Genomic DNA, 22,129 nt, shown 5'->3' on the forward strand with positions numbered 1-22,129 from the left:
CGCGAATGGTGATTGAAAGTCGTCGCGCCGCGGGGCGTTATGCGGGCCATGAAAACAGTCACCGAATTTCCCCGCAAGGTCGTCGAGTTCCCGGATATGGGCATCGTCATGCCGGATGGCTGCCGGCTGTCGGCGCGGGTCTGGATGCCGGAGGATGCCGGCGACGATCCAGTGCCGGCGATCCTGGAGCATCTGCCCTACCGCAAGCGCGACGGCACCATCTTTCGCGATCAGCTGACGCATCCCTATTTCGCCGGCCACGGCTACGCCTCGATCCGGGTCGATATGCGCGGCAATGGCGATTCCGAAGGGCTGATGGACGACGAATATTCCGAGCAGGAATTGCAGGACGCCTGCGACATCATCGCCTGGGCGGCAAGCCAGCCCTGGTGCAACGGCAATGTCGGCATGATGGGCATTTCCTGGGGCGGCTTCAACTGCCTGCAGGTGGCGGCCAAGCAGCCGCCGGCGCTCAAAGCGGTGATCAGCTTGTGCTCGACCGTCGACCGCTACGCCGACGACATTCACTACAAGGGCGGCTGCCTGCTGATCGAGAACTTCGGCTGGGCCTCGACCATGCTGTCCTACTCATCGCGGCCGCCGGACCCGCTGCTGGCCGGCGACAACAGATGGCGCGATCTGTGGCTGACCCGGCTGGAGAACCAATCCTTCCTGGCGCCGCTGTGGCTGAAGCACCAGCACCGTGATGCCTACTGGAAGCGCGGCTCGATCTGTGAGGATTTTTCCGCCGTCAAAGCCGCGGTTCTGTCGATCGGCGGCTGGCATGACGGCTACCGCAACACCGTCTCGCATCTGGCCAGCAACATCGAAGCCCCGGTCAAGGGCATTATCGGGCCATGGATCCATAAATACCCGCATTACGCAGGACCAAAACCCGCCATCGGCTTCCTGCAAGAGGCCTTGCGCTGGTGGGACCGCTGGCTCAAGAGTGTCGAAACCGGTGTCGAGTCCGACCCGGCCTACCGCGCCTATGTCATGGACAGCGTGCGTCCGGCGCGCTGGCACCCCGAGCGTCCCGGCCGCTGGATTGCCGAGCAGCAATGGCCCTCGCCAACCATCAAGACGCAGGCGGTCGATCTGATCCCCGCAACGGAAAAACCCGCCATCGTTGCCTCGCCGCAAAGCTGCGGCTTGGCTGGCGGCGAGTATTTTCCCTTCACCTTCGGCCCCGAACTGCCAGGCGATCAGCGCCCCGACGATGCGCTGTCGGTGTGTTTCGACCAGACGGAACTCAGTCAGGCCATCGACATCGTCGGCACCGCGGAAGTCGAATTGCGGCTGTCCTCCGACCGTCCGCAGGCCAACATCGCGATCCGACTCTGTGACGTGCATCCCGATGGCGCGTCGGAGCTGATTTCCTACGGCGTGCTCAACCTGACGCATCGCAACTCGCACGAGTTCCCGGAAGCCCTGGTGCCGGGCGAAACCATCTCAGTACGCGTCGTGCTCGATCAATGCGGCTATCGCGTTCCGCCCGGCCACCACCTGCGTGTTGCCGTTTCGAACGCCTATTGGCCTGCCATCTGGCCGTCGCCGGAGCCGGTCCGGCTGACCTTATCGGCGGCGACGCTCCGCTTGCCGCTGCGGCCGTTGGCGACAGACGATGAAGCGGCGTTCGCCGAGCCGGAAGGTGCCACTCCCTGGGCAACGGAGACGATCCGCGCCAGCAATTCCGAGCGCCATATCGATCGTGACGAAAAGACGGGAATCGTGACGCTTTCCATCGTTGATGATTTCGGCGAGGTGCGCGATCTCGCTCATGGCCTCGCCAATGGCAGCATCGCCCGCGAGACCTGGACGATCCATCCCGACGACCCGCTGTCGGCCTCGGGGAAGACGCACTGGACGCAGACCCTGTCGCGAAACGGATGGTCGGTACGCACCGAAACGACAGCCGAAATGCGATCGGACGCGCAAAACTTCATCGTCAGCGCCAGAATCGAGGCCTATGAGGACGAAACGCTCGTCTTCGAGCGTAATTTCGAGGAGAAGGTGCCGCGCGCGCTTCTTTGAGCACCGAGTTCATTGGTCCAATTGCGACGTACGATTTACGCCACGGCATGTCGCATTCGGTCTTGCTTACCGCTTTCCCTTGCGGTCATTATTCTCCTCACAAGAAACAAGTAAAACGACCGCAGAGTCGAACCAACAGAGTGAGGAACTCAAAATGTCGAACGAACTGGAATTTCTTAGCCGGCGTGTCGCGTCGGGCAAACTGAGCCGTCGTGATTTTCTCGGCCGGGCGGCGGCGCTCGGTATCTCCGCGCCCTTCGCCAACTCGCTGCTTTCAAGCGCGGCACGCGCGGCAGGTCCGGTCAAAGGCGGCACTCTGAAGGCCGGACTTGTCGGCGGCGAGTCCACCAACAGCCTTGATCCGGCACTGTTCATGACTCAGGTGCCGTTCGCCTTCGGCAAGATGTGGGGCGAATTGATCGTCGAGCTTTCGCCGGAAGGCAAGCTCGAGAACCGCATCGCCGAGGAGATCGGCTCGTCGGACGACGCCAAGGTATGGACGCTGAAGATCCGCGACGGCGTCGAATTCCACAACGGCAAGACGGTGACCGCCGAGGACGTGGCCGCCACACTTGAGCGCCATTCCGACGAGAAGTCGAAATCCGGCGCGCTCGGCTACATGAAGGGCATCGAGACCATCAAGGCCAGCGGCAAGGAAGTCGTGCTGACCCTGAAGGAAGCCAATGCCGATCTGCCCTATTTGCTCAGCGACTATCACCTGATCGTCCAACCGAATGGCGGCAAGGATAAGGCCGACGCAGGCATCTCGGCCGGTCCTTACAAGGTCACGACCAATGAGCCCGGCGTGCGCCATGGCGGCGAGCGTTTCGCCAATTATTGGCAGGGCGACAAGATGGGCCATGCCGACCAGATCGAGATCATCGTCATCAACGATGCGACGGCGCGCACCGCCGCCCTGCAAGGCGGCCAGGTCAACATGATCAACCGCGTCGAGCCGAAGATCGTCGACCTGATCAAGCGCCTGCCTGGCGTGACCATCCGCAACCATGCGGGTCCTGGCCACTATGTCTTCATCGCGCATTGCAACACCGCCCCCTTCGACAACAACGATCTGCGCATGGCCCTGAAGCTGGCCATCGACCGCGAAGAAATGCTCGACAAGATCCTGCGTGGCTACGGTTCGATCGGCAACGATTTCCCGATCAACGCTTCCTACCCGCTGTTCACTGATATCGAGCAGCGCAAGTACGATCCCGACAAGGCCAAGTTCCACTTCAAGAAGTCGGGCCATGACGGCGCCGTGCTGCTGCGGACTTCGGACGTCGCTTTCCCGGGCGCCGTCGACGCTTCCCAGCTCTTCCAGCAGAGCGCTGCCAAGGCCGGCATCAAGATCGAGCTCAAGCGTGAGCCCGGTGACGGCTATTGGAACGAGGTCTGGAACAAGCAGCCCTTCTGCGCTTCCTACTGGGGTGGCCGCTCGACCCAGGACCAGATGTACTCCACCGCTTATCTGTCGACCGCCGACTGGAACGACACGCGTTTCAAGCGCCCGGACTTCGACAAAATGGTGCTGGCCGCGCGCGCCGAGCTAGACGAGACCAAGCGCAAGCAGATGTACCATGACATGGCTGTCCTGGTCCGCGACGAAGGTGGCCTGATCTTGCCGATGTTCAACCAGTTCATCGACGCTACCGGCGCCAAGGTCGACGGCTGGGTCGACGATCCACATCAGGAGCTGATGAACGGTTACGCGCTGGCGAAGTGCTGGCTCGAAGCCTGAGCTTGGCCTTGCGGATATGTCCTCACCCATCTTGAAACTGGTGGCCCAGCGCGTTGCGCTGGGCATTCTCCTCTTGTTGGCCGTTTCGGTCCTGATCTTCGCCGGCACCCAGATCTTGCCCGGCGACGTCGCGCAAGCCATTCTCGGACAATCGGCGACACCGGAGTCGCTCGCCAATCTGCGCGAGCAACTCGGGCTCAACCAGCCAGCCTATCTCAGGTATTTTCATTGGCTGGGCGGCGTGCTGACCGGCGATCTCGGCACGGCCATGTCGAGCGGGCAGGATATCGCCACGTCGATCAAGGGACGGCTGTGGAACACGCTGTTCCTCGCCTTCTGGGCAGCGATCGTCGCCGTGCCGCTGGCGATCATCCTCGGCCTGATCGCGGTACGCTATCGCAATGGCTGGGTCGACAAGCTGATCTCCGGGCTGGCGCTGGCCTCGACCTCCTTTCCCGAGTTCTTCATCGGCTACGTGCTGGTCTATTTCTTCGCCGTGAAATGGCAAATCTTCCCCGGCATCTCGACCGTCTATGACGGCATGCCTTTTGGCGAGCGCATGCAGGCGATCGCCCTGCCGGCGGCAGCGCTGACGCTGGTCGTGCTCGCCCACATGATGCGCATGACACGCGCGGCGATCCTCAATGTCATGCAGTCGGCCTATGTCGAGACGGCGGAACTGAAGGGCCTGTCGGCCTTCAACGTCATCCGCAAGCACGCCTTCCCCAATGCCATCGCGCCGATCATCAACGTCGTCATGCTCAACCTCGCCTACCTTATCGTCGGCGTCGTCGTGGTCGAGGTGATCTTCGTCTATCCGGGCATGGGACAGTATCTGGTCGACCACGTCACCAAGCGGGACGTGCCGGTGGTGCAGGCGGTCGGCCTGATCTTCGCCGCCGTCTATATCAGCCTGAACATCATTGCGGACATAGCGGCCATCGTCGCCAATCCGCGTCTCAGACACCCGAAATAGGGGGCGGATATGCTCGATATCAAACGCATCCCCATCCCCGCTCTGATCGGCATCGTGCTGACGGCATTGTTCGTCCTGGCGGCGGTCTTCGCCCCCTGGATCGCGCCGCACGGCAATGGCGAAATCGTCGGCGATGTCTGGGAACCGATGTCGGCTGCTCATTTGCTAGGCACCGACAATCTCGGCCGCGATCTTCTGTCGCGCATGATCTACGGCGCCCGCATCACTTTGTTCATCGCGGTGCTGGCCACCGCACTGTCATTCTCGCTCGGCGCCATCCTCGGCTTCTCGGCGGCCGTCTTCGGCGGCTGGTTCGATACGCTGCTGTCGCGCCTCGTCGATCTCTTGATGTCTATCCCGACGCTGATCATGGGCCTTGTCGTGCTGTCCGTGCTGCCGACCAATCTGGTGACGCTGATCCTGGTGATGGGCATTCTGGATTCGACCCGCGTCTATCGCCTGTCGCGCGCGGTCGCCGTCGACATCAACGTCATGGACTATGTCGAGGCGGCGAAACTGCGTGGTGAGGGCAGCGGCTGGATCATCTTCCGTGAGATCCTTCCCAACGCGTTGTCGCCACTGGTTTCCGAACTCGGCCTGCGCTTCATCTATGCCGTGCTGTTCCTGTCGACGCTGTCGTTCCTCGGCCTTGGCGTGCAGCCACCGGACGCCGACTGGGGCGGCATGGTCAAGGAAAACAAGGACGGCATCGTCTTCGGCATCGCGGCCGCACTCATCCCGGCGGCGGCGATCGCCCTGCTGGCGATTTCCGTCAACCTGGTTGCCGACTGGGTGCTCAACCGGACGACCAGCCTCAAGGGAGGACGCGGGTGATGGCCGACACCAAAGCGAAACCTGGCCTGCTGCTCGACATCCGCAATCTGCGTATCGAAGCCACCGTCTTCCCGCCCGGCGAGCCGCCAAAGAACATCGTGCTGGTGCACGATGTCTCGCTGACGCTTGAGAAGGGCAAGGTGCTCGGCCTGATCGGCGAGTCCGGCGCCGGCAAGTCGACCATCGGCCTGTCGTCGATGGGCTATGGCCGCGGTGGCGTGCGCATCACCGGCGGCGAGGTGATCCTGAACGGCCGCGACATCCTCAAGGGCGGCAAGGACGGCTTCCGCAAATTACGCGGCCGCGAGGTCTGCTATGTCGCGCAATCGGCGGCAGCCGCCTTCAACCCGGCGCACCGGCTGATGGACCAGGTGGTGGAAGCCACGCTGCTGCACGGTACGGCGACACGTGCCGAGGCCGAGAAGCGCGCGGTTGCGCTGTTCAAGAAGCTCAGCCTGCCGAACCCCGAAACCATCGGCGAGCGCTTTCCGCACCAGGTGTCGGGCGGCCAGTTGCAGCGCGTGATGACAGCGATGGCGCTGTGCTCGGAGCCGGACCTGATCGTCTTCGACGAGCCGACCACGGCGCTCGACGTGACGACGCAGATCGACGTGCTGGCGGCGATCAAGGACGCCATCCGCGACACCCATGTCGCGGCGCTCTACATCACGCACGACCTTGCCGTCGTCGCCCAGGTCTCAGACGAGATCATGGTGCTGCGCCATGGAAGGCTGGTCGAATGGGGCGGCACAAGGCAGATCATCAAGGAGCCGCGCCAGGAATACACCAACGCGCTTGTCTCGGTGCATGAGATCGAACACCAGGAGCAGAAACCCGGCACGACGCCGTTCCTGTCGGTGAAGAACGTCACCGCCGCCTATGGCCGCAGCGACATCAAGGTGCTGAAGAACGTCTCGGTCGACATCTATCCGGGCCAGACACTGGCCGTGGTCGGCGAGTCCGGCTCCGGCAAATCGACGCTGGCACGCGCCATCACCGGGCTTTTGCCACCCGAAGCGGGTACGGTGACCTTCGACGGACGTCCGCTGGCCAACCGGCTGGCCGACCGGCCGAAGGAGGATCTGCGCCAGTTGCAGATGATCTACCAGATGGCCGATGTGGCGATGAACCCGCGCCAGACCGTCGCCACCATCATCGGCCGGCCGCTCGAATTCTATTTCGGCATGCGCGGCCGCGAGCGCGACAGGCGCGTTACCGAACTGCTCGACAAGATCGAGATGGGCAAGGGCTTTTCCGATCGCTACCCGGCCGAGCTTTCCGGCGGCCAGAAGCAACGCGTCTGCATCGCCCGGTCACTTGCCGCCAAGCCCAAGTTGATTATCTGCGACGAGGTCACCTCGGCACTCGATCCGCTGGTGGCACACGGCATTCTCGAGCTGCTGCTCGAGCTGCAGAAGGAAGAGAACGTCGCCTATCTGTTCATCACGCATGACCTCGCGACGGTGAAGTCTATCGCCGATTCGATCGCGGTGATGTATCGCGGCGAAGTGGTGCGCTATGGCCCCAAGAGCAAGGTGCTGAGCCCGCCCTTCGACGCCTATACCGACCTCCTGCTCTCCTCGGTTCCAGAGATGGAAATCGGCTGGCTGGAAAAGGCAATCAAGGGACGGCGCATGGCCAGCGCGGGGAACTAAAGCAATTCCGGGAAAACTGGAGACCAGTACTCCCGGAAGAAATGCAGGGCGCTTCCCTGGAAATCGCGTCAGATCAAGCCGCCACATCGGGGCGCCGGCGACCGTCATCCGGATGCAACACTAGAACGCCAAACGTCCTTCGGGACAAGCGCCGCTCGCACGACTTTTAAACAGGGGTAGGACATGAAGACTGAACTCGATTATCTCGCTGAACTCGCCGGTCAAGGCCGGATATCGCGTCGCGCCTTTCTCGGGCGCGCCGCCGCGCTCGGCGTATCGGCGGCCCTGATGCCGGCGCTGGCCGGCAAGGCATTTGCCCAGACGGCGGTGAAGGGCGGTATCATCAAGGCCGGCCTGCAGGGCGGTGAATCCACCAACAGCCTCGATCCGGCGTTGAACCTCAGCCAGGTCACCTTCAGCTTCGGCAAGCTTTGGGGCGAGTATCTTGTGCGCCTCACACCGGACAACAAGCTGGTCAACCTGATTGCCGAGGAGATTGGCGCCTCAGCCGACGCCAAGACATGGACGATCAAGATCCGCGATGGCATCGAGTTCCACAATGGCAAGACGGTCGGCGTTGAGGATGTTGCCGCCACCATCGAGCGCCATGCGGATGAGAAGTCCAAGTCCGGAGCACTCGGCATCCTGAAGAATATCAAGGGCGTCAAGGCAAGCGGCAAGGAAGTCATCGTAACGCTCGGCGACGCCGATGCCGACTTCCCCTATCTGATGGCCGACTATCATCTCACCATCCAGCCGAATGGCGGCAAGGACGATCCGAATGCCGGTATCAGCGCCGGACCCTACAAGGTTAGCGTCAACCAGCCAGGCGTTCGCCATGGCGGCGAGCGTTTCGCCAATTACTGGCTGCGCGACAAGGCCGGCCATGCCGATCAGGTCGAGATCATCGTCATCAATGATGCGACCGCACGGCTTGCAGCCTTGCAGGGCGGCCAGGTGCACATGATCAACCGCGTCGAACCCAAGGTCGTCGATCTGGTCAAGCGCATCGCCGGCGTTTCCATCGAGAACGTCTCGGGCAAGGGCTACTATCCGTTCAACATGTTCTGCGACACCGCACCTTTCGACAGCAACGATCTGCGCATGGCGCTGAAGCTAGCCATGGACCGCGACGAGATGCTGGAAAAGATCCTGCGCGGCTATGGCTCGGTAGGTAACGACTTCCCGATCAACGAGGCCTATCCGCTGTTTTCCGCCGACATCGAACAGCGCAAGTTCGATCCCGACAACGCGGCGGCAGCCTACAAGAAATCAGGCCACAGCGGCTCGATCGTGCTGCGCACCTCGGACGTCGCCTTCCCGGGCGCCGTCGATGCCGCACAGCTCTATCAGCAGTCCTGCGCCAAGGCCGGCATCAAGATCGAGATCAAGCGCGAACCCGGCGACGGCTACTGGTCTGAGGTCTGGAACAAGCAGCCTTTCTCGCTCTCCTACTGGGGCGGACGCGCCACGCAGGACCAGATGTATTCCACCGGCTATGTCTCGACCGCCGACTGGAACGACACGCGCTTCAAGCGGCCGGAATTCGACAAGATGCTGTTTACCGCGCGCGGCGAGCTCGACCAGGCCAAGCGCCAGGCGATCTACCACGATATGGCGGTGATGATGCGTGACGAAGGCGGGCTGATCGTGCCCTTCTTCAACCAGTTCATCGACGCGGCCGCCATCAACAAGATCGGCGGCTATGCCAAGAGCCCTATCGGCGAAATGATGGACGGCTACGCGCTTGCCGAGTGCTGGCTCAACGCTTGAGCGGACTCTGATCGTCCGATTTCATCTATCAAGAACGCCGTGTGCCCGGGACGGCACACGGCGTTCCCGTTCCAACCGCCAACCGCATGGAGCAGCCCATGGCGCTCAAATCCAAGCTTCTGCTGATCATCCTCGATGGCGTGCCTTACCGGAACTGGCGCCGGCTGATGGGCAATCTCGAAGGTTGGGTGCAATCGGGGGAGGCGCGCGTCTGGAAGATGCGCTCGGTGCTGCCGTCGACCTCGGCCTGCTGCTATGCGTCGATCCACACCGGGGTTTCACCGCAGGTGCACGGGATTCTCTCCAACGAGAACCGGTTCCGCGTCGAGCAGCCCGATATCTTCTCCGAGGTCAGCAAGGCAGGCGGCAAGACGGGGGCGGTGACCCATTCCTACTGGTCGGAATTCTTCCGCGCCTATCCGTTCGACCTGGTCGAGGACATGGAATTCGACGAGCCAAGCGGGCCGATCACGCATGGCCGCTTCCACACCATGACTGGTTACAATCTCCGCAACCAGATGACGCCGAGCGATGTCGACCTGTTCGCCACGCTGACGATGCTGACGAAACGCCATGGCATCGACTATGGCATCCTGCACACCTGCACGCTGGACTCGATGGGACACCGCTTCGGCCACGACTGCCACGAGATGGACCATGCCGTCTATGCGATGGACGGCATGCTGGCGGCCTTCCTGCCGCGCTGGATCGAAGCCGGCTATGAGGTGATCGTCACCGCCGATCACGGCCAGACCGATCGTGGCCATCATGGCGGCCATGACGACGAGATGCAGGATTTCGCGCTGTACTATTTTGGACAAGATAAGGGTCCGCAGGCCGACACGCTGCTCGACCAGCTGCAGCTGGCGCCGACAGTGCTGAGCCGGCTGGGTGTGGCAATACCGGAGACGATGAAGGCGAAGCCGTTTTTGGGGTGACAAGCGCTCCGTTGGCGTCCCCCTCTCCCCGTCCTTTACGGGAAGAGGGTAAGGATGAGGGCAGCGCCAACATCGCATATCAACAGCGAACGCCGGCGCCGCCCCTCATCCGCCTGCCGGCACCTTCTCCCCGTATAGTGACGGGGAGAAGGGATGCTCTGGCAACCGCCCCGCTCTTCGGTTAGCCTCCTAAAAATTCCTTGGCGGAGGATGAACCTTTTTGGACCGATCAGCGACAGAGCAGACAGGAGCCAGGCGGCTCGACCGGCCATGACGGCAGCGACGGAGACCGATCGCGCTCTCGTCGACCGGGTCGCGAAGGGCGACCGTGCCGCCGTGCGGCTCCTGTTCATGCGTCACCACGCGCGGGTCTACCGCTTCGTGGCGCGCCAGACGGGATCGGAAATGATGGCCGACGATATCGCCAACGAAGTCTTCCTCGAGCTGTGGCGCCAGGCGCCGGGGTTCGAAGGGCGCTCCGAAGTCTCGACATGGCTGCTCGGCATCGCCCGTTTCAAGGCGCTGTCCTTTCTGCGCAAGAAGAAGGAAGACTGGATCGACGACGAGGCCGCCGCCGCGGTGCCCGACGGCGCCGACACGCCGGAAGTCGTCACCATGAAGGAAGACAAGGCCGCCGCCCTGCGGCGCTTCGTGGATGCCTTGCCCGAAGAGCATCGCGTCGTCATCGATCTTGCCTATTATCACGGACAGTCGGTGAGCGAGATCGGCGAGGTGCTCGACATTCCGGTCGCCACCGTCAAGACCCGGATGTTCTACGCCCGCAAGAAACTCGGCGAGGCCCTCAAGGCCGCCGGTTACGACAGGGGGTGGCCATGAGCGCCGCTGAAAAGATGTCGCGCCGCGACGAAATGGAAACGCTGCTGCCGTTCTACCTGAACGGCTCGCTGGAAGGTTCCGATCTGGAAGCGGTCGAGGAATGGCTGGCCAGCGATCCGGCCGCACTTGCCGCCCTTGGTGAGGCTGAAGCCGAATTCTCCGGCGCCACGGCCGCCAACGAAGCAATCCGGCCGCCGGCCGATGCGCTCAGCCGCTTTGCCAAGGCACTCGACGCCGAGGCCGGGCCTGCGCGCAAGCCGGCAGGATCGTCCTGGCTGGCGCAGGCCTGGGGCCGCTTCATGGCGGTGCCGGTCGGTGTCGCCTGGGCGGCAGCCGCGGTTCTGCTGGCCCTGGTCATGGTGCAGTCGTTTGTCGAACCCGGCGGCAAAGGCAATGATTTCGAGATTGCCGGCGCGGAAAACGATCCGGCGAAAATGCCGTTCGCCCTGGTCAAGTTCAAGCCGGATGCCAACATGTCGGACATATCCGCCTTCCTCGGCAGCAACGGGCTGAAGATCATCGGCGGACCGACCGCCGACGGCGTGTTCCGGCTTGGCATTCCGGCCCCGACCGCTGCCGACTACAACAAGCAAATCGGCCTTGTTGCCGCCCAGGCTTTCACGGAAACTGTGATCGAGGGAAGGAAACCCGTTGATGGCGGCTGAGGCAGTCATTCGATTTGCGGCAATCCTTGCGGCGGCGATGACAATCGTCGCCGTGCCCGCGTCGGCGCAGACCAACGACCCCAATCCAGACCAGACCAAAATCGACTGCCGCGACGGGACCAATGCGGCGGGAGCCGACTGCGCCAAGAACGGCAATGACACAAAGGGCGGATCGGACGCAGGCCAATCCGGCGCCGTCTTCCTGCCGGCGCTGATCGTCGACCTGTTTCCCAACCCGGAGGCGCCTCCGACCCCTGTGCCGACGCCACGGCCGGCACCCGCGACGCTGCCTGCCGATACTCAAGCCGGCCCCCCGCCTGGCGGCCCGATCGTCTCGCCGACCGATCTCATCGCCGTTCAGCCGCGGCGCGCCGTGGTCGGCGATTTCGTGCCCGACGAGGTGCTGGTGACCGTCGACGGCGATGCCGGTGCCGTGCAGCAGATCGCCGCCTCCTTCGGCCTGCAGGTGCGCTCGCAGCGCCAGTCGCGGCTGCTTGGCACCACGCTGGTGCGCTTCGGCATTCCCGACGGCCGGCCCGTCGGCGTCGTGCTGGCGCAACTGGCCGCCGACGGCCGCACACAGCGGCGCGAGCCCAATCATGTGTATTCGCTGCAGCAGGCCGCCGGCATCGTCAACTATGCGTTCGATCATATCGCGCTCGATTCCAAACAGGCCAGCGGCGAAAACGTTCGCATCGCGGTGATCGACACCGGCATCGACGACACCAACCCGGCGCTGTCGGGCGTCATTGCCGGGCAGTTCGACGCCATGCCCGACGTGCCGATCGAAAAGCGCGATCACGGCACGTCGATCGACGGGCTGATCGCCGGCGTCGGCGTGCTGGAAGGCATGGCGCCGGGCGCAAAAATCTATCACGCCCGCGCCTTCGAGGGCGGCAAGTCGACCATGGACGTCATCCTGTCGGCGCTCGACTGGGCGGCGGAACAGGACGTGCGCATCATCAATATGAGCTTCGTCGGGCCGAAGAACGATTTGCTCGGCGTCGCCTGCCGCAATGCCCGCGCACTCGGCATGGTGCTGGTCGCCGCAGCCGGCAACAACGGGCCGAAGGCGCCCTATGGCTATCCGGCGGCCTTCGATGGTGTCATCGCAGTCACCGCCACCGACGCCAAGGATGGGCTGATGCCGCAGGCCAATCGCGGCGCCTATGTCTTCATCTCGGCGCCCGGCGTCGAGATGGTGGCGCCGAGCGGCGGCGGTTCGGACGTGGTCACAGGCACCTCGTTTGCGGCGGCGATCGTGAGTGGCGCCATCGCCAATCTCATCCATGCCGCGCCTGATCGTTCGGCCGACGACATCGAGAAAGCGCTCGCGGCGACGGCCAGGGATCTCGGCCCAAAGGGACGCGACAATGATTTCGGCTACGGGCTGCTGGACATCAAGGCGGCAGGGGCTGCGAAGGAGTAAGGTCGGCGCTTGCAGCGCTTCGGGAGACAGTTCTAAACAGGCGCCCCCGCCACCGATCCCCTAACCACCAGGTCGACCGGCCAGACCTCGCCGCGAGCGCCCTCCTCCAGGCCGGAAATCCGTGCCGCCAGCCGCTCGGCGACACGGGCGCCGGCCAGACGGATCGATGAACGCGTCGTTGACAGCGGCACCGAAAAATTCTCCGGCCTCAGCCAGGGGAAGACATCGTCATGGGCGATCAGCGACACGTCGCCCGGAATGCTCAGGCCGAGGTCGCGCACCGCACGCACGACGCCCAGCGCCATGATCAGGCTGGAGCAGGCGATCGCGGTCGGCGCGTCGTCCTCTTCCAGCAAGCGCCTGGTGGCGCGATAGCCGTTCTCCTCGGTCATATCGACCGAGCAGACATGGCGTTCGCTCAATGTCAGTCCGCTCGCGGCAAGCGCCCGGCGCACGCCGCGTTCTCGATGGATGGCGAAGGTCTCGCGGTCGTCACCATTGATCAGCGCCAGCCGCCGATGACCGAGCTGGATCAGCAGCCTGGCCGCTTCGTGGAAGGCGCCCTCATTGTCGATGTCGGTAAAAGCATAGTCGAAGTCGAAGCCCTCACTGCGGCCATGGACGATGAAGGGAATGCCGAGCGTGTTGACCAGCGCCACGCGCCGGTCAACGGGCCGCGGCGAGGAGATGTAGACGGCGTCGACCTGCCGGTTGGCGACGATGCGCCGGTAGGTGGTTTCCTGGTCGTCGGCGTCGGCCGGCGACAGCACAAGATCGAGCTCGTGCGAGCGGGCATAGTCGCCAAGACCGGACAGGAACTCGACGAAATGCGGATCGATGTCGACGGACGCACCGGTCGGCAGGACATAGCCGATCATGCCGGTCTTGCCGGTCGCCAGCCGGCGCGCGCTCGGGTTGGGACGGTAGCCATGGCGCTTGGCGGCATCCATGACACGCCTGCGCGTTTCCTCGTTGACCTCGGGATAGCCGTTCAGAGCGCGGCTTACCGTGGTTTGCGAAAGTGCCAGCATGTGGGCGAGCTGCTTGAGGTTCACGAAAGTCTCCATTCCCTCAAAGCGCTTTTAAATTGAATCGACCCAAGTGCCACCGAGGCCGAGCCATACAAGCCGAACCATAGACGCGGTTTGGGCGTGTTTGAAACAAAAATTGCTGCTGCATCGCCATAATAGTATGCTGCAGCGCACTTTCGGGAGTTAAGATGCGCGAACCTAAATCGATTAATTCGCCAGCCTCTTGACTTCCTGGCAATTCAATGGCGTGATCAAAAAAGCCAAAGCGCTTTGGAAGACTCTTCGAAAGGTTGCGGTTCCTTTCCGACTGAGTCACAGTCCTGCGGCGTCGGCGGGCGGAATGGAGGTTCCGTCCGGTGTGTGAGACCCACTGGGAGGAATACCGATGAAGAAAATGCTTTTGCTGGGTGCTGCGTTTGCCACGTTCGCCCTGAACGCGCCCGCGCAGGCCGAACTGAAGTTCAAGCCCGGCGAAGACAAGCGCTTCAACTGGGCGAACTACGAAGAACTCAAGAAAGTCGACCTCAAGGGTGAGACACTGTCGATCTTCGGGCCGTGGCGCGGCGAGGACGAAGGCCTGGTGCGCGGCGTTCTCGACTATTTCTCGGAAGCCACCGGCGTCGAGATCAAATACTCCTCCTCGGAGAATTACGAGCAGCAGATCGTCATCGACACACAGGCCGGCAGCCCGCCCAACATCGCCGTGCTGCCCCAGCCGGGCCTGATCCAGGATCTGGCATCGAAGGGCCTTTTGACGCCACTCGGTGACGACACCGCCAAATGGGTCAAGGACAATTATGGCGCCGGCCAGTCATGGGTCGATCTCGGCACCTTCAAGGACAAGGACGGCAAGCCGGGCTTCTTCGCCTTCCCTTACAAGGCCGACGTGAAGTCGCTGGTCTGGTACTCGCCGGATAATTTCGAGGAAGCCGGCTACAAGGTGCCGAAGACCCAGGAAGAACTCGCCGATCTCGAAAAGAAGATCATCGCCGATGGCGGCAAGCCCTGGTGCATCGGCCTCGGCTCCGGCGGCGCCACCGGCTGGCCGGCGACCGACTGGGTCGAAGACCTGATGCTGCGCACCCAGCCTCCGGAGGTCTACGACAAATGGGTGAAGAACGAGATTCCGTTCAACGATCCGGCGGTGGTCAACGCCATCGACATATTCGGCAAGATCGCGACCGACGACAAGATGGTCGACGGCGGCGCCAAGGCGGTTGCGGCGACCGATTTCCGCGACAGTCCGAAGGGTCTCTTTTCGGTGCCGCCGAAATGCTACCTGCACCACCAGGCATCGTTCATCCCGACCTTCTTCCCGGAAGGCACCAAGGTCGGCCAGGACGCGGACTTCTTCTACTTCCCGCCCTATGCCTCCAAGCCTGAACTGGGCACGCCCGTGCTCGGCGCCGGTACGCTGGCGATGATCACCAAGGACAGCAAGAGTGCGCGCGCGTTCATCGAATTCCTGAAGATGCCGCTCGCCCACGAGATCTGGATGGCCGAAGGCGGCTTCGTGACGCCGCTCAAGTCGGTCAACAAGGATGCCTATGCCAGCGACGCGCTGAAGAAGCAGGGCGAAATCCTCGCCAATGCCTCGACTTTCCGCTTCGACGGTTCCGACCTGATGCCGGGCAAGATCGGCGCCGGCGCCTTCTGGACCGGCATGATCGACCTGGTCGGCGGCAAGTCGGCGCAGGACGTCGCCACCGACATCCAGAAGAGCTGGGACGCGATCAAGTAGCGGCCGGCACGTAAGCGACCAACCATTCTCGCACTGGGTCCGGGCCCTACTGGCCCGGATCCGACGGCGGCCCGTGCCGCAGCCTTTCGTCATGAGCGCATTGACATGAAGCGCGATCGGCAATGTGCGCAAACCGCCGATGACGTGCTCCAAACAACTGAATCGGCGCCTGGTCCCCGTCACCAAGGTCATTCCTTGTCGGATCATGCGCAGGGGGAGAGGGACCCATGGCGGCTCAGATTTTCTCGGCCATAACTGTCATCATCATCGGGGTCGGCGGTTGCGTCGCCTATTTCTGGGGCGCCAACAGGCTGGTCGACCTGATATTCCCGTCACGCGGCGTCGCCGGTGCCGCGGCCATCGACAATCTGCGCCGGCAAGGGCTGGTCCGGCCATGGCTGTTCGTCGGTCCGGCGATGATCATCCTCACCATTTACCTGATCTATCCGGTGGTCGAGACGCTGCGGCTGTCGTTCCTCGATCGCAGCGGCATCAATTTCGTCGGCCTGGCGAACTATGAATGGGCGTTCGGCGATCGCGAGTTCCGCAACTCGATCCTCAACAACATCATCTGGCTCGCGGTGGTGCCGGCAGCTTGCACCTTCCTCGGGCTGATCATCGCCGTGCTCACCGACAAGATCTGGTGGGGCACGATCGCCAAGAGCCTGATCTTCCTGCCGCTGGCGATCTCCTTCGTCGGCGCCAGCGTCATCTGGAAATTCATCTACGAGTATCGGGGCGAAGGCCAGACGCAGATCGGCATCCTCAACGCCATCATCCAGCATTTCGGCGGCCAACCGCAGGTCTGGATATCGCTGCCGTTCTGGAACAATTTCTTCCTGATGATCATCCTGATCTGGATCCAGACCGGCTTTGCCATGGTCATCCTGTCTTCCGCCCTGCGCGGCATCCCCGAGGAAACGCTGGAAGCCGCTGTCATCGACGGCGCCAATCCGTTCCAGATCTTCTGGAAGATCATGGTGCCGCAGATCTGGGGCACCATCGCCGTGGTCTGGACCACGATCACCATTCTGGTGCTCAAAGTGTTCGACATCGTGCTGACCATGACCAACGGCCAGTGGAACAGCCAGGTGCTGGCCAATCTGATGTTCGACTGGATGTTCCGCGGCGGCGGCGATTTCGGCCGCGGCGCCACCATTGCCATCATCATCATGATCGCGGTCATTCCGATCATGGTCTGGAACATCCGCCAGGCGAACAAAGAGACGGGAGGACATTGAGATGGCCGTCGCGACCGGAAATTCCTTCGCCAGCCGCTTTGGCGTCCACATCGCCGTGCTCATCTTCGTCGCGATCTGGACCATACCGACGCTCGGCATCCTGGTTTCATCGCTGCGTGACAAGAACCAGATCATCGCCTCGGGATGGTGGAACTCGTTCGCCAGTTCCACCCAGACGGAAGCCGGCCGGCTGCCGCCCGCCTCGGCGCAGGTCGAGAAAGACGGCAAGTTCCTCCTCGAGGGCAATATCTTCGGCGACGGCGCCAAGCGCGACATCAGCGCCTTCGGCGTCAAATCGGCGGCACCGACGCAATATCCCGCCGGCACATCAGCCGATCTCGGCGATGGCGTGACCCTGCAGCTCAACGCCGACGGCGGTTTCATCATGCAGTCGCCCAAGGCGTTCGAAGGCGATCGCGGCCAGCGCGTCTACTATGCCTCGTCGGCGCCGCCGAAATTCACCATCGACAACTACAAAACGGTGCTGTTTTCCGAGGGCATCGGACGGTCGTTCATGAATTCGCTGACCGTCACCATCCCGGCGACAATCATCCCGATCCTGATCGCCGCCTTTGCCGCCTATGCACTGGCCTGGATGCGGTTTCCCGGCCGGGCGCTGCTGATCGCTGTCATCATCGGTCTGCTGGTGGTGCCGCTGCAGATGTCGCTGATCCCGCTTTTGAAACTCTACAACGGCGTCGGCTCGTTCTTCGGCATGCCGTCGAAGACCTATCTCGGCATCTGGCTGGCGCATACCGGCTTCGGCCTGCCCTTCGCCATCTACCTGCTGCGCAGCTACATTGCCGGCCTGCCGCGCGAAATCATGGAATCGGCGCGCATCGACGGCGCCAGCGATTTCGAGATCTTCGTCAAGATCGTCTTGCCGCTGTCGTTCCCGGTGCTGGCTTCGTTTGCCATCTTCCAGTTCCTGTGGGTATGGAACGATCTGCTGGTGGCGATGGTTTTCCTCGGTACAGAGGCGGACCAGATCGTGCTGACCGCCAAGCTCAACGCGCTGTTGGGCTCACGCGGCGGCGACTGGGAGATTCTGACGACATCGGCTTTCGTGACCATAATCGTGCCGCTGATCGTGTTCTTCTCGCTGCAGCGCTATTTTGTCCGCGGGCTGCTTGCCGGCTCGGTGAAAGGAGGCTGAGACGATGCAATCCGCTTTGAAGGCCAGCTCGAAGCCTGACCTCGCCATCGATCGCGACTGGTGGCGGGGCGCGGTGATCTACCAGATCTATCCGCGCAGCTATCAGGACTCGAATGGCGACGGCATCGGAGATCTCAAGGGCATCATAGGCCGCCTCCCCTACATCGCCGCACTCGGCGCGGATGCCATCTGGATTTCGCCGTTCTTCAAGTCGCCGATGAAAGATTTCGGCTATGACGTATCGGATTACTGCGATGTCGATCCGATGTTCGGCACGCTGGCCGATTTCGACGCGCTGACCGCCGAGGCGCACAGGCTGGGCTTGAAGGTGATGATCGACGAGGTGCTGTCGCACACCGCCGACAACCACCCATGGTTCAAGGAAAGCCGGTCGAGCCGCAGCAACCCGAAAGCCGACTGGTACGTCTGGGCAGACGCCAGGCCGGACGGCACGCCGCCCAACAACTGGCTGTCGATCTTCGGCGGCTCGGCCTGGCAATGGGACACCAGCCGCCAGCAATATTACATGCACAATTTCCTGGCCGAACAGCCCGACCTCAACTTCCACAACCACGAAGTCCAGGACGCATTGCTCGACGTCACCCGCTTCTGGCTGGAGCGCGGCGTCGATGGTTTCCGGCTCGACACCATCAATTTCTACTTCCACAGCCAGGGCCTGGAAAACAATCCGCCGCTGCCGCCGGAAGAGCGCAACGACCAGACCGCGCCGGCGGTCAACCCCTACAACTACCAGGACCATCTCTACGACAAGAGCCGGCCCGAGAACCTCGGCTTCCTCGAACGGTTCCGTGCCCTGCTTGATGAATATCCGGCAACCGCAGCGGTCGGCGAGGTCGGCGATTCGCAGCGCGGGCTTGAAGTGGTTGCCGCCTACACCGCCGGCGGCAAGCGCGTGCATATGTGCTACTCCTTCGATTTCCTGGCGCCGGAAAAGATCAGCGCGGGCAAGGTTCGCTCGGTGCTGGAATCCTTCGGCAAGGTCGCCAGCGACGGCTGGTCGTGCTGGGCCTTTTCCAACCATGACGTGATGCGCCCGGCCTCGCGCTGGGCGGCCAATGAGGCCGACCCGACAGCCTATCTCAAGGTCATCTCGGCGCTGCTGATGTCCCTGCGCGGTTCGGTCTGCATCTATCAGGGCGAGGAGCTTGGGCTCGGTGAAGCAGAGCTGCGATTCGAGGATTTGCAGGATCCCTATGGCATCCGCTTCTGGCCGGAATTCAAGGGCCGCGACGGCTGCCGCACACCGATGGTGTGGGATGGCGGCGCCAAGAATGGCGGCTTCTCCCCAGCAAAGCCCTGGCTGCCGGTGCCGGCCAAGCATCTAGCGCAAGCGGTCAATGTCCAACAGGGCGACGAGGCTTCGCTGCTTGAGCACTACCGACGCTTTCTCACCTTCCGGCGTGCCCATCCGGCGCTCGCCAAGGGCGACATCAATTTCATCGAAAGTGAGGGAGATACCGTCGCCTTCACGCGCCGCGCAGGCAACGAGCAGATCGTCTGCGTCTTCAATCTGGGAGCCGGGCCGGCCAAGGTTGACCTTGGCGGCCGATCGCTGCAACCTCTGCCCGGGCACGGATTTTCGGGGCAGGCGAACAGCGGTTCCATCGAGCTTGGCGGCTACGGCGCCTGGTTCGGGCGTCTCGACTGAATTTCCAATCACTGGAGGAAACCAAATGGCCGATGTCACGCTAAGACAAGTGAAGAAGTCCTACGGCAATCTGAACATTCTCCACGGCATCGACCTCGATATTAAGTCGGGCGAGTTCATCGTCTTCGTCGGCCCGTCGGGCTGCGGCAAGTCGACATTGCTGAGATCGATCGCCGGGCTCGAGGAAATCACCTCCGGCGAGCTTAGAATAGCCGGCGAAGTGGTGAACGACGTGCCGCCGTCGAAGCGCGGCATCGCCATGGTGTTCCAGTCCTACGCGCTCTACCCGCACATGACCGTCTACGACAACATGGCGTTCTCGATGAAGATCGGCAAAGAGAACAAGGCCGAGATCGACCGCCGTGTGCGTCAGGCCGCCGAGATCCTGCAATTGACCAAATATCTCGACCGCCTGCCCAAGGCGATGTCAGGCGGCCAGCGCCAGCGCGTCGCCATCGGCCGCGCCATCGTGCGCAATCCGAAGGTGTTCCTGTTCGACGAGCCGCTTTCGAACCTCGACGCCGCGCTGCGCGTCGCCACCCGCATCGAAATCGCCAAGCTCAAGGAATCGATGCCCAACACGACCATGATCTACGTCACCCACGATCAGGTCGAGGCGATGACGCTGGCCGACCGCATCGTGGTGCTCAAGGACGGCCATATCGAGCAGGTCGGCACGCCGATGGATCTCTACAAGAAGCCCGGCAATCTGTTCGTTGCCCAGTTCATTGGCTCGCCGGCCATGAACATCCTGCCCGCGACCATCGACAAGTCAGGCAATCCGACCGTCGTCAGCCATGTCGGCGGACGCAAGGCAACCGTGCCGATCGCAACGCCGGCTTCGGCGAAGGGTGCTGCGGTGAGCTTTGGCGTGCGGCCGGAGGACCTGATCATCGCCAGCGGCGCGGACTATCTGTTCGAGGGGACGGTCGACTATCTCGAGCAGCTCGGCGAGGTTCAGCTGGTCTATGTCGACATCGGTCGCGCCGACCTGCCGCTGGTGACCAAGCTGCCCGGCAATGTCGAGGTCAAGCGTGGTTCGACGTTGCGGCTGAGCGCCAATGGCGAGGACCTGCATATCTTCGACGCTGACGGACGGTCGTTTGCCCTTCATGAGGCTGAAGCGAAGGCGGCCTGAGGCAGGACCGCGTCTTGGACGCAAAAAGAGCGGCGGGCTAGGCCCGCCGCTCTTTTGTAGAAGATCAGCTTCGGCTGTTAACGGCCGAAGAGATTCCGGTCGCTGCCCTGAGGGGCGGACTTCTCCACGTCGCCCGACGAATTGAGCAGCTTCTCGACGAGGCCACCGCTGTTGCGGACCGAGCTCGTATGCGCGCTGTCAACCGAAGTAACCGCAGGCTGATTGGCGCCATTGGAGCCAAAGTTGTCGCTGCCGGCGAACGCGCTGCCGGTGATGGCCAGAACGGCGGCGGCAGCAATAAGGATCTTGTTCATTTTAATCTCCTGAATTCTGGATTTCGCCAGGACGGCAGACACAGCTGCCGTCGCTTGCGAAATTGGCTGTTAGCGACCGAAGAGGTTACGGTCGCTGCCCTGAGCGGGCGTCTGGGCAGCCGGTTCCGAGGTCTTGGTGGAAGCCGTGTACGACTGGTCCACTGCGGCGGCAGGCTGGTTAGAGCCGTTCGAACCGTAGTTGTCGCTGCCGGCGAAAGCGCTGCCGGAGATGGCCAGAACGGCGGCGGCAGCAATGAGGATCTTGTTCATCTTAAATACTCCTGAATGTCTGAATTTCGCCAGGGCGGCGGGCGAGCCCGCCGTCGACTGGGAATCGGCTGTTAGTTGTTGCCGAAGAGGTTGCGGTCAGCACCCTGGGCAGGCGCCTGAGCAGCCGGTTCCGACTTCTTGGTCGAAGCGGTGTACGAGCTGTCGACAGCAGTGGCTGCCGCGGCGTTCGAACCGTAGTGGTCGCTACCAGCGAAGGCGCTGCCGGAAATGGCCAGAAGGGCTGCGGCAGTGAGAATGATCTTTTTCATTTTTGTACTCCAGTATCGTCTTTTTCCGTCCGTCTAGCGGCGTGTCTTGGAAATGAAATCGCGTCGTTCGGACAGCCCCGATGTGGGAGGGCAACCCCGCCTTTTCCAATCACGAAGTTGTTCCGTGTGGACCATGAATCCACACCTTGAAATTGTGCCAAGGGAATCTACGGGTATATTTTTCTTCTTTAAATCAGCATGTTAAGTGTAACCGCTGGATGGATCACTGACTGTTTCAGAGGCCCAGCGTTCACACCCTCCTGCACGCACCGTCAACAGAAACGAACCGTTCGGTTCGATTTTAGATCGAGCTAATAGTCACTTTTCGAAACCGTTAACCTTTTTTGACCCCGCCAAGGGGTCCGATTCGGGGATATCGCAGCCGGCAAAATGGTCATCCGGGAGGTGGATTTCAGCC

At 62.5% G+C, this 22,129-nt stretch carries 19 protein-coding genes; 15 read left to right on the plus strand and 4 right to left on the minus strand.

The genetic code is table 11. From position 1 onward, the window contains the following. Positions 1-48: 48 nt before the first annotated feature. The 10 genes from NKI69_RS22105 to NKI69_RS22150 all read left to right on the plus strand — a co-directional run bounded on the left by NKI69_RS22105 (position 49) and on the right by NKI69_RS22150 (position 12,882). Entirely contained in the window at positions 49-2,034 is a 1,986-nt protein-coding gene (locus NKI69_RS22105; protein ID WP_128302767.1) for a CocE/NonD family hydrolase, read from the plus strand. A 154-nt stretch (positions 2,035-2,188) separates the two neighbouring features. Then, on the plus strand, positions 2,189-3,775 hold the full coding sequence (locus NKI69_RS22110; protein ID WP_023813638.1) for an ABC transporter substrate-binding protein: 1,587 nt from the start codon (positions 2,189-2,191) through the stop codon (positions 3,773-3,775). A 16-nt stretch (positions 3,776-3,791) separates the two neighbouring features. Further along, entirely contained in the window at positions 3,792-4,751 is a 960-nt protein-coding gene (locus NKI69_RS22115; protein WP_023813639.1) for an ABC transporter permease, read from the plus strand. A 9-nt stretch (positions 4,752-4,760) separates the two neighbouring features. After that, positions 4,761-5,585 carry an ABC transporter permease gene (locus tag NKI69_RS22120; RefSeq protein ID WP_023813640.1) on the plus strand — a complete coding sequence of 275 codons (825 nt, stop codon included), beginning with the start codon at positions 4,761-4,763 and terminating at the stop codon, positions 5,583-5,585. Further along, complete coding sequence (locus NKI69_RS22125) at positions 5,585-7,240, plus strand: ABC transporter ATP-binding protein (RefSeq protein WP_127289702.1); 1,656 nt, start codon at positions 5,585-5,587, stop codon at positions 7,238-7,240. Before NKI69_RS22120 ends, NKI69_RS22125 begins: the two co-directional genes overlap by 1 nt. Before the next feature lie 183 nt (positions 7,241-7,423). After that, a complete protein-coding gene (locus NKI69_RS22130; RefSeq protein ID WP_352722535.1) occupies positions 7,424-9,013 on the plus strand; it encodes an ABC transporter substrate-binding protein in 1,590 nt (529 codons plus the stop codon). Between the two features lie 98 nt (positions 9,014-9,111). Continuing rightward, positions 9,112-9,951 (plus strand): alkaline phosphatase family protein, encoded by an 840-nt coding sequence (locus NKI69_RS22135; protein WP_023813643.1) that lies wholly within the window; start codon positions 9,112-9,114, stop codon positions 9,949-9,951. A gap of 270 nt (positions 9,952-10,221) precedes the next feature. Beyond that, positions 10,222-10,788 (plus strand): sigma-70 family RNA polymerase sigma factor, encoded by a 567-nt coding sequence (locus NKI69_RS22140; protein WP_127320821.1) that lies wholly within the window; start codon positions 10,222-10,224, stop codon positions 10,786-10,788. Then, positions 10,785-11,453 (plus strand): hypothetical protein, encoded by a 669-nt coding sequence (locus NKI69_RS22145; protein WP_023813645.1) that lies wholly within the window; start codon positions 10,785-10,787, stop codon positions 11,451-11,453. The genes NKI69_RS22140 and NKI69_RS22145 overlap by 4 nt, the downstream gene beginning before the upstream one ends. After that, positions 11,443-12,882 carry a S8 family serine peptidase gene (locus tag NKI69_RS22150; RefSeq protein ID WP_023813646.1) on the plus strand — a complete coding sequence of 480 codons (1,440 nt, stop codon included), beginning with the start codon at positions 11,443-11,445 and terminating at the stop codon, positions 12,880-12,882. Before NKI69_RS22145 ends, NKI69_RS22150 begins: the two co-directional genes overlap by 11 nt. 32 nt (positions 12,883-12,914) lie before the next feature. On the opposite strand, the gene NKI69_RS22155 is transcribed toward NKI69_RS22150, so the two are convergent. Continuing rightward, on the minus strand, positions 12,915-13,937 hold the full coding sequence (locus tag NKI69_RS22155) for a substrate-binding domain-containing protein (RefSeq protein ID WP_023813647.1): 1,023 nt from the start codon (positions 13,935-13,937) through the stop codon (positions 12,915-12,917). A 361-nt stretch (positions 13,938-14,298) separates the two neighbouring features. Here NKI69_RS22155 and NKI69_RS22160 point away from each other — a divergent pair, with 361 nt between their 5' ends. From NKI69_RS22160 to NKI69_RS22180, 5 genes are all read left to right on the plus strand, one after another. Continuing rightward, entirely contained in the window at positions 14,299-15,654 is a 1,356-nt protein-coding gene (locus tag NKI69_RS22160; protein ID WP_127267791.1) for an ABC transporter substrate-binding protein, read from the plus strand. A 227-nt stretch (positions 15,655-15,881) separates the two neighbouring features. Next, positions 15,882-16,895: a carbohydrate ABC transporter permease gene (locus NKI69_RS22165; RefSeq protein WP_023813648.1), complete on the plus strand. Its 1,014-nt coding sequence runs from the start codon at positions 15,882-15,884 to the stop codon at positions 16,893-16,895. A gap of 1 nt (position 16,896) precedes the next feature. Beyond that, positions 16,897-18,051 (plus strand): carbohydrate ABC transporter permease, encoded by a 1,155-nt coding sequence (locus NKI69_RS22170; protein ID WP_352629896.1) that lies wholly within the window; start codon positions 16,897-16,899, stop codon positions 18,049-18,051. A gap of 4 nt (positions 18,052-18,055) precedes the next feature. Further along, positions 18,056-19,720, plus strand: a complete 1,665-nt coding sequence (bglA, locus tag NKI69_RS22175) for a beta-galactosidase BglA (protein WP_352611613.1) — start codon at positions 18,056-18,058, stop codon at positions 19,718-19,720. A 25-nt stretch (positions 19,721-19,745) separates the two neighbouring features. Next, entirely contained in the window at positions 19,746-20,858 is a 1,113-nt protein-coding gene (locus NKI69_RS22180; RefSeq protein WP_352722536.1) for an ABC transporter ATP-binding protein, read from the plus strand. A 77-nt stretch (positions 20,859-20,935) separates the two neighbouring features. Here the strand turns inward: NKI69_RS22180 and NKI69_RS22185 are convergent, their stop codons facing one another. The 3 genes from NKI69_RS22185 to NKI69_RS22195 form a co-directional block, all read right to left on the minus strand. Beyond that, complete coding sequence (locus NKI69_RS22185; RefSeq protein ID WP_023813652.1) at positions 20,936-21,172, minus strand: DUF680 domain-containing protein; 237 nt, start codon at positions 21,170-21,172, stop codon at positions 20,936-20,938. Positions 21,173-21,241: 69 nt separating this feature from the next. Then, entirely contained in the window at positions 21,242-21,442 is a 201-nt protein-coding gene (locus NKI69_RS22190) for a DUF680 domain-containing protein (RefSeq protein ID WP_023813653.1), read from the minus strand. 71 nt (positions 21,443-21,513) lie between these two features. Further along, positions 21,514-21,711 carry a DUF680 domain-containing protein gene (locus NKI69_RS22195; protein ID WP_013528268.1) on the minus strand — a complete coding sequence of 66 codons (198 nt, stop codon included), beginning with the start codon at positions 21,709-21,711 and terminating at the stop codon, positions 21,514-21,516. Positions 21,712-22,129: the final 418 nt, after the last annotated feature.

Source organism: Mesorhizobium sp. M0491 (assembly GCF_040321265.1).
Taxonomy (GTDB): Bacteria; Pseudomonadota; Alphaproteobacteria; order Rhizobiales; family Rhizobiaceae; genus Mesorhizobium.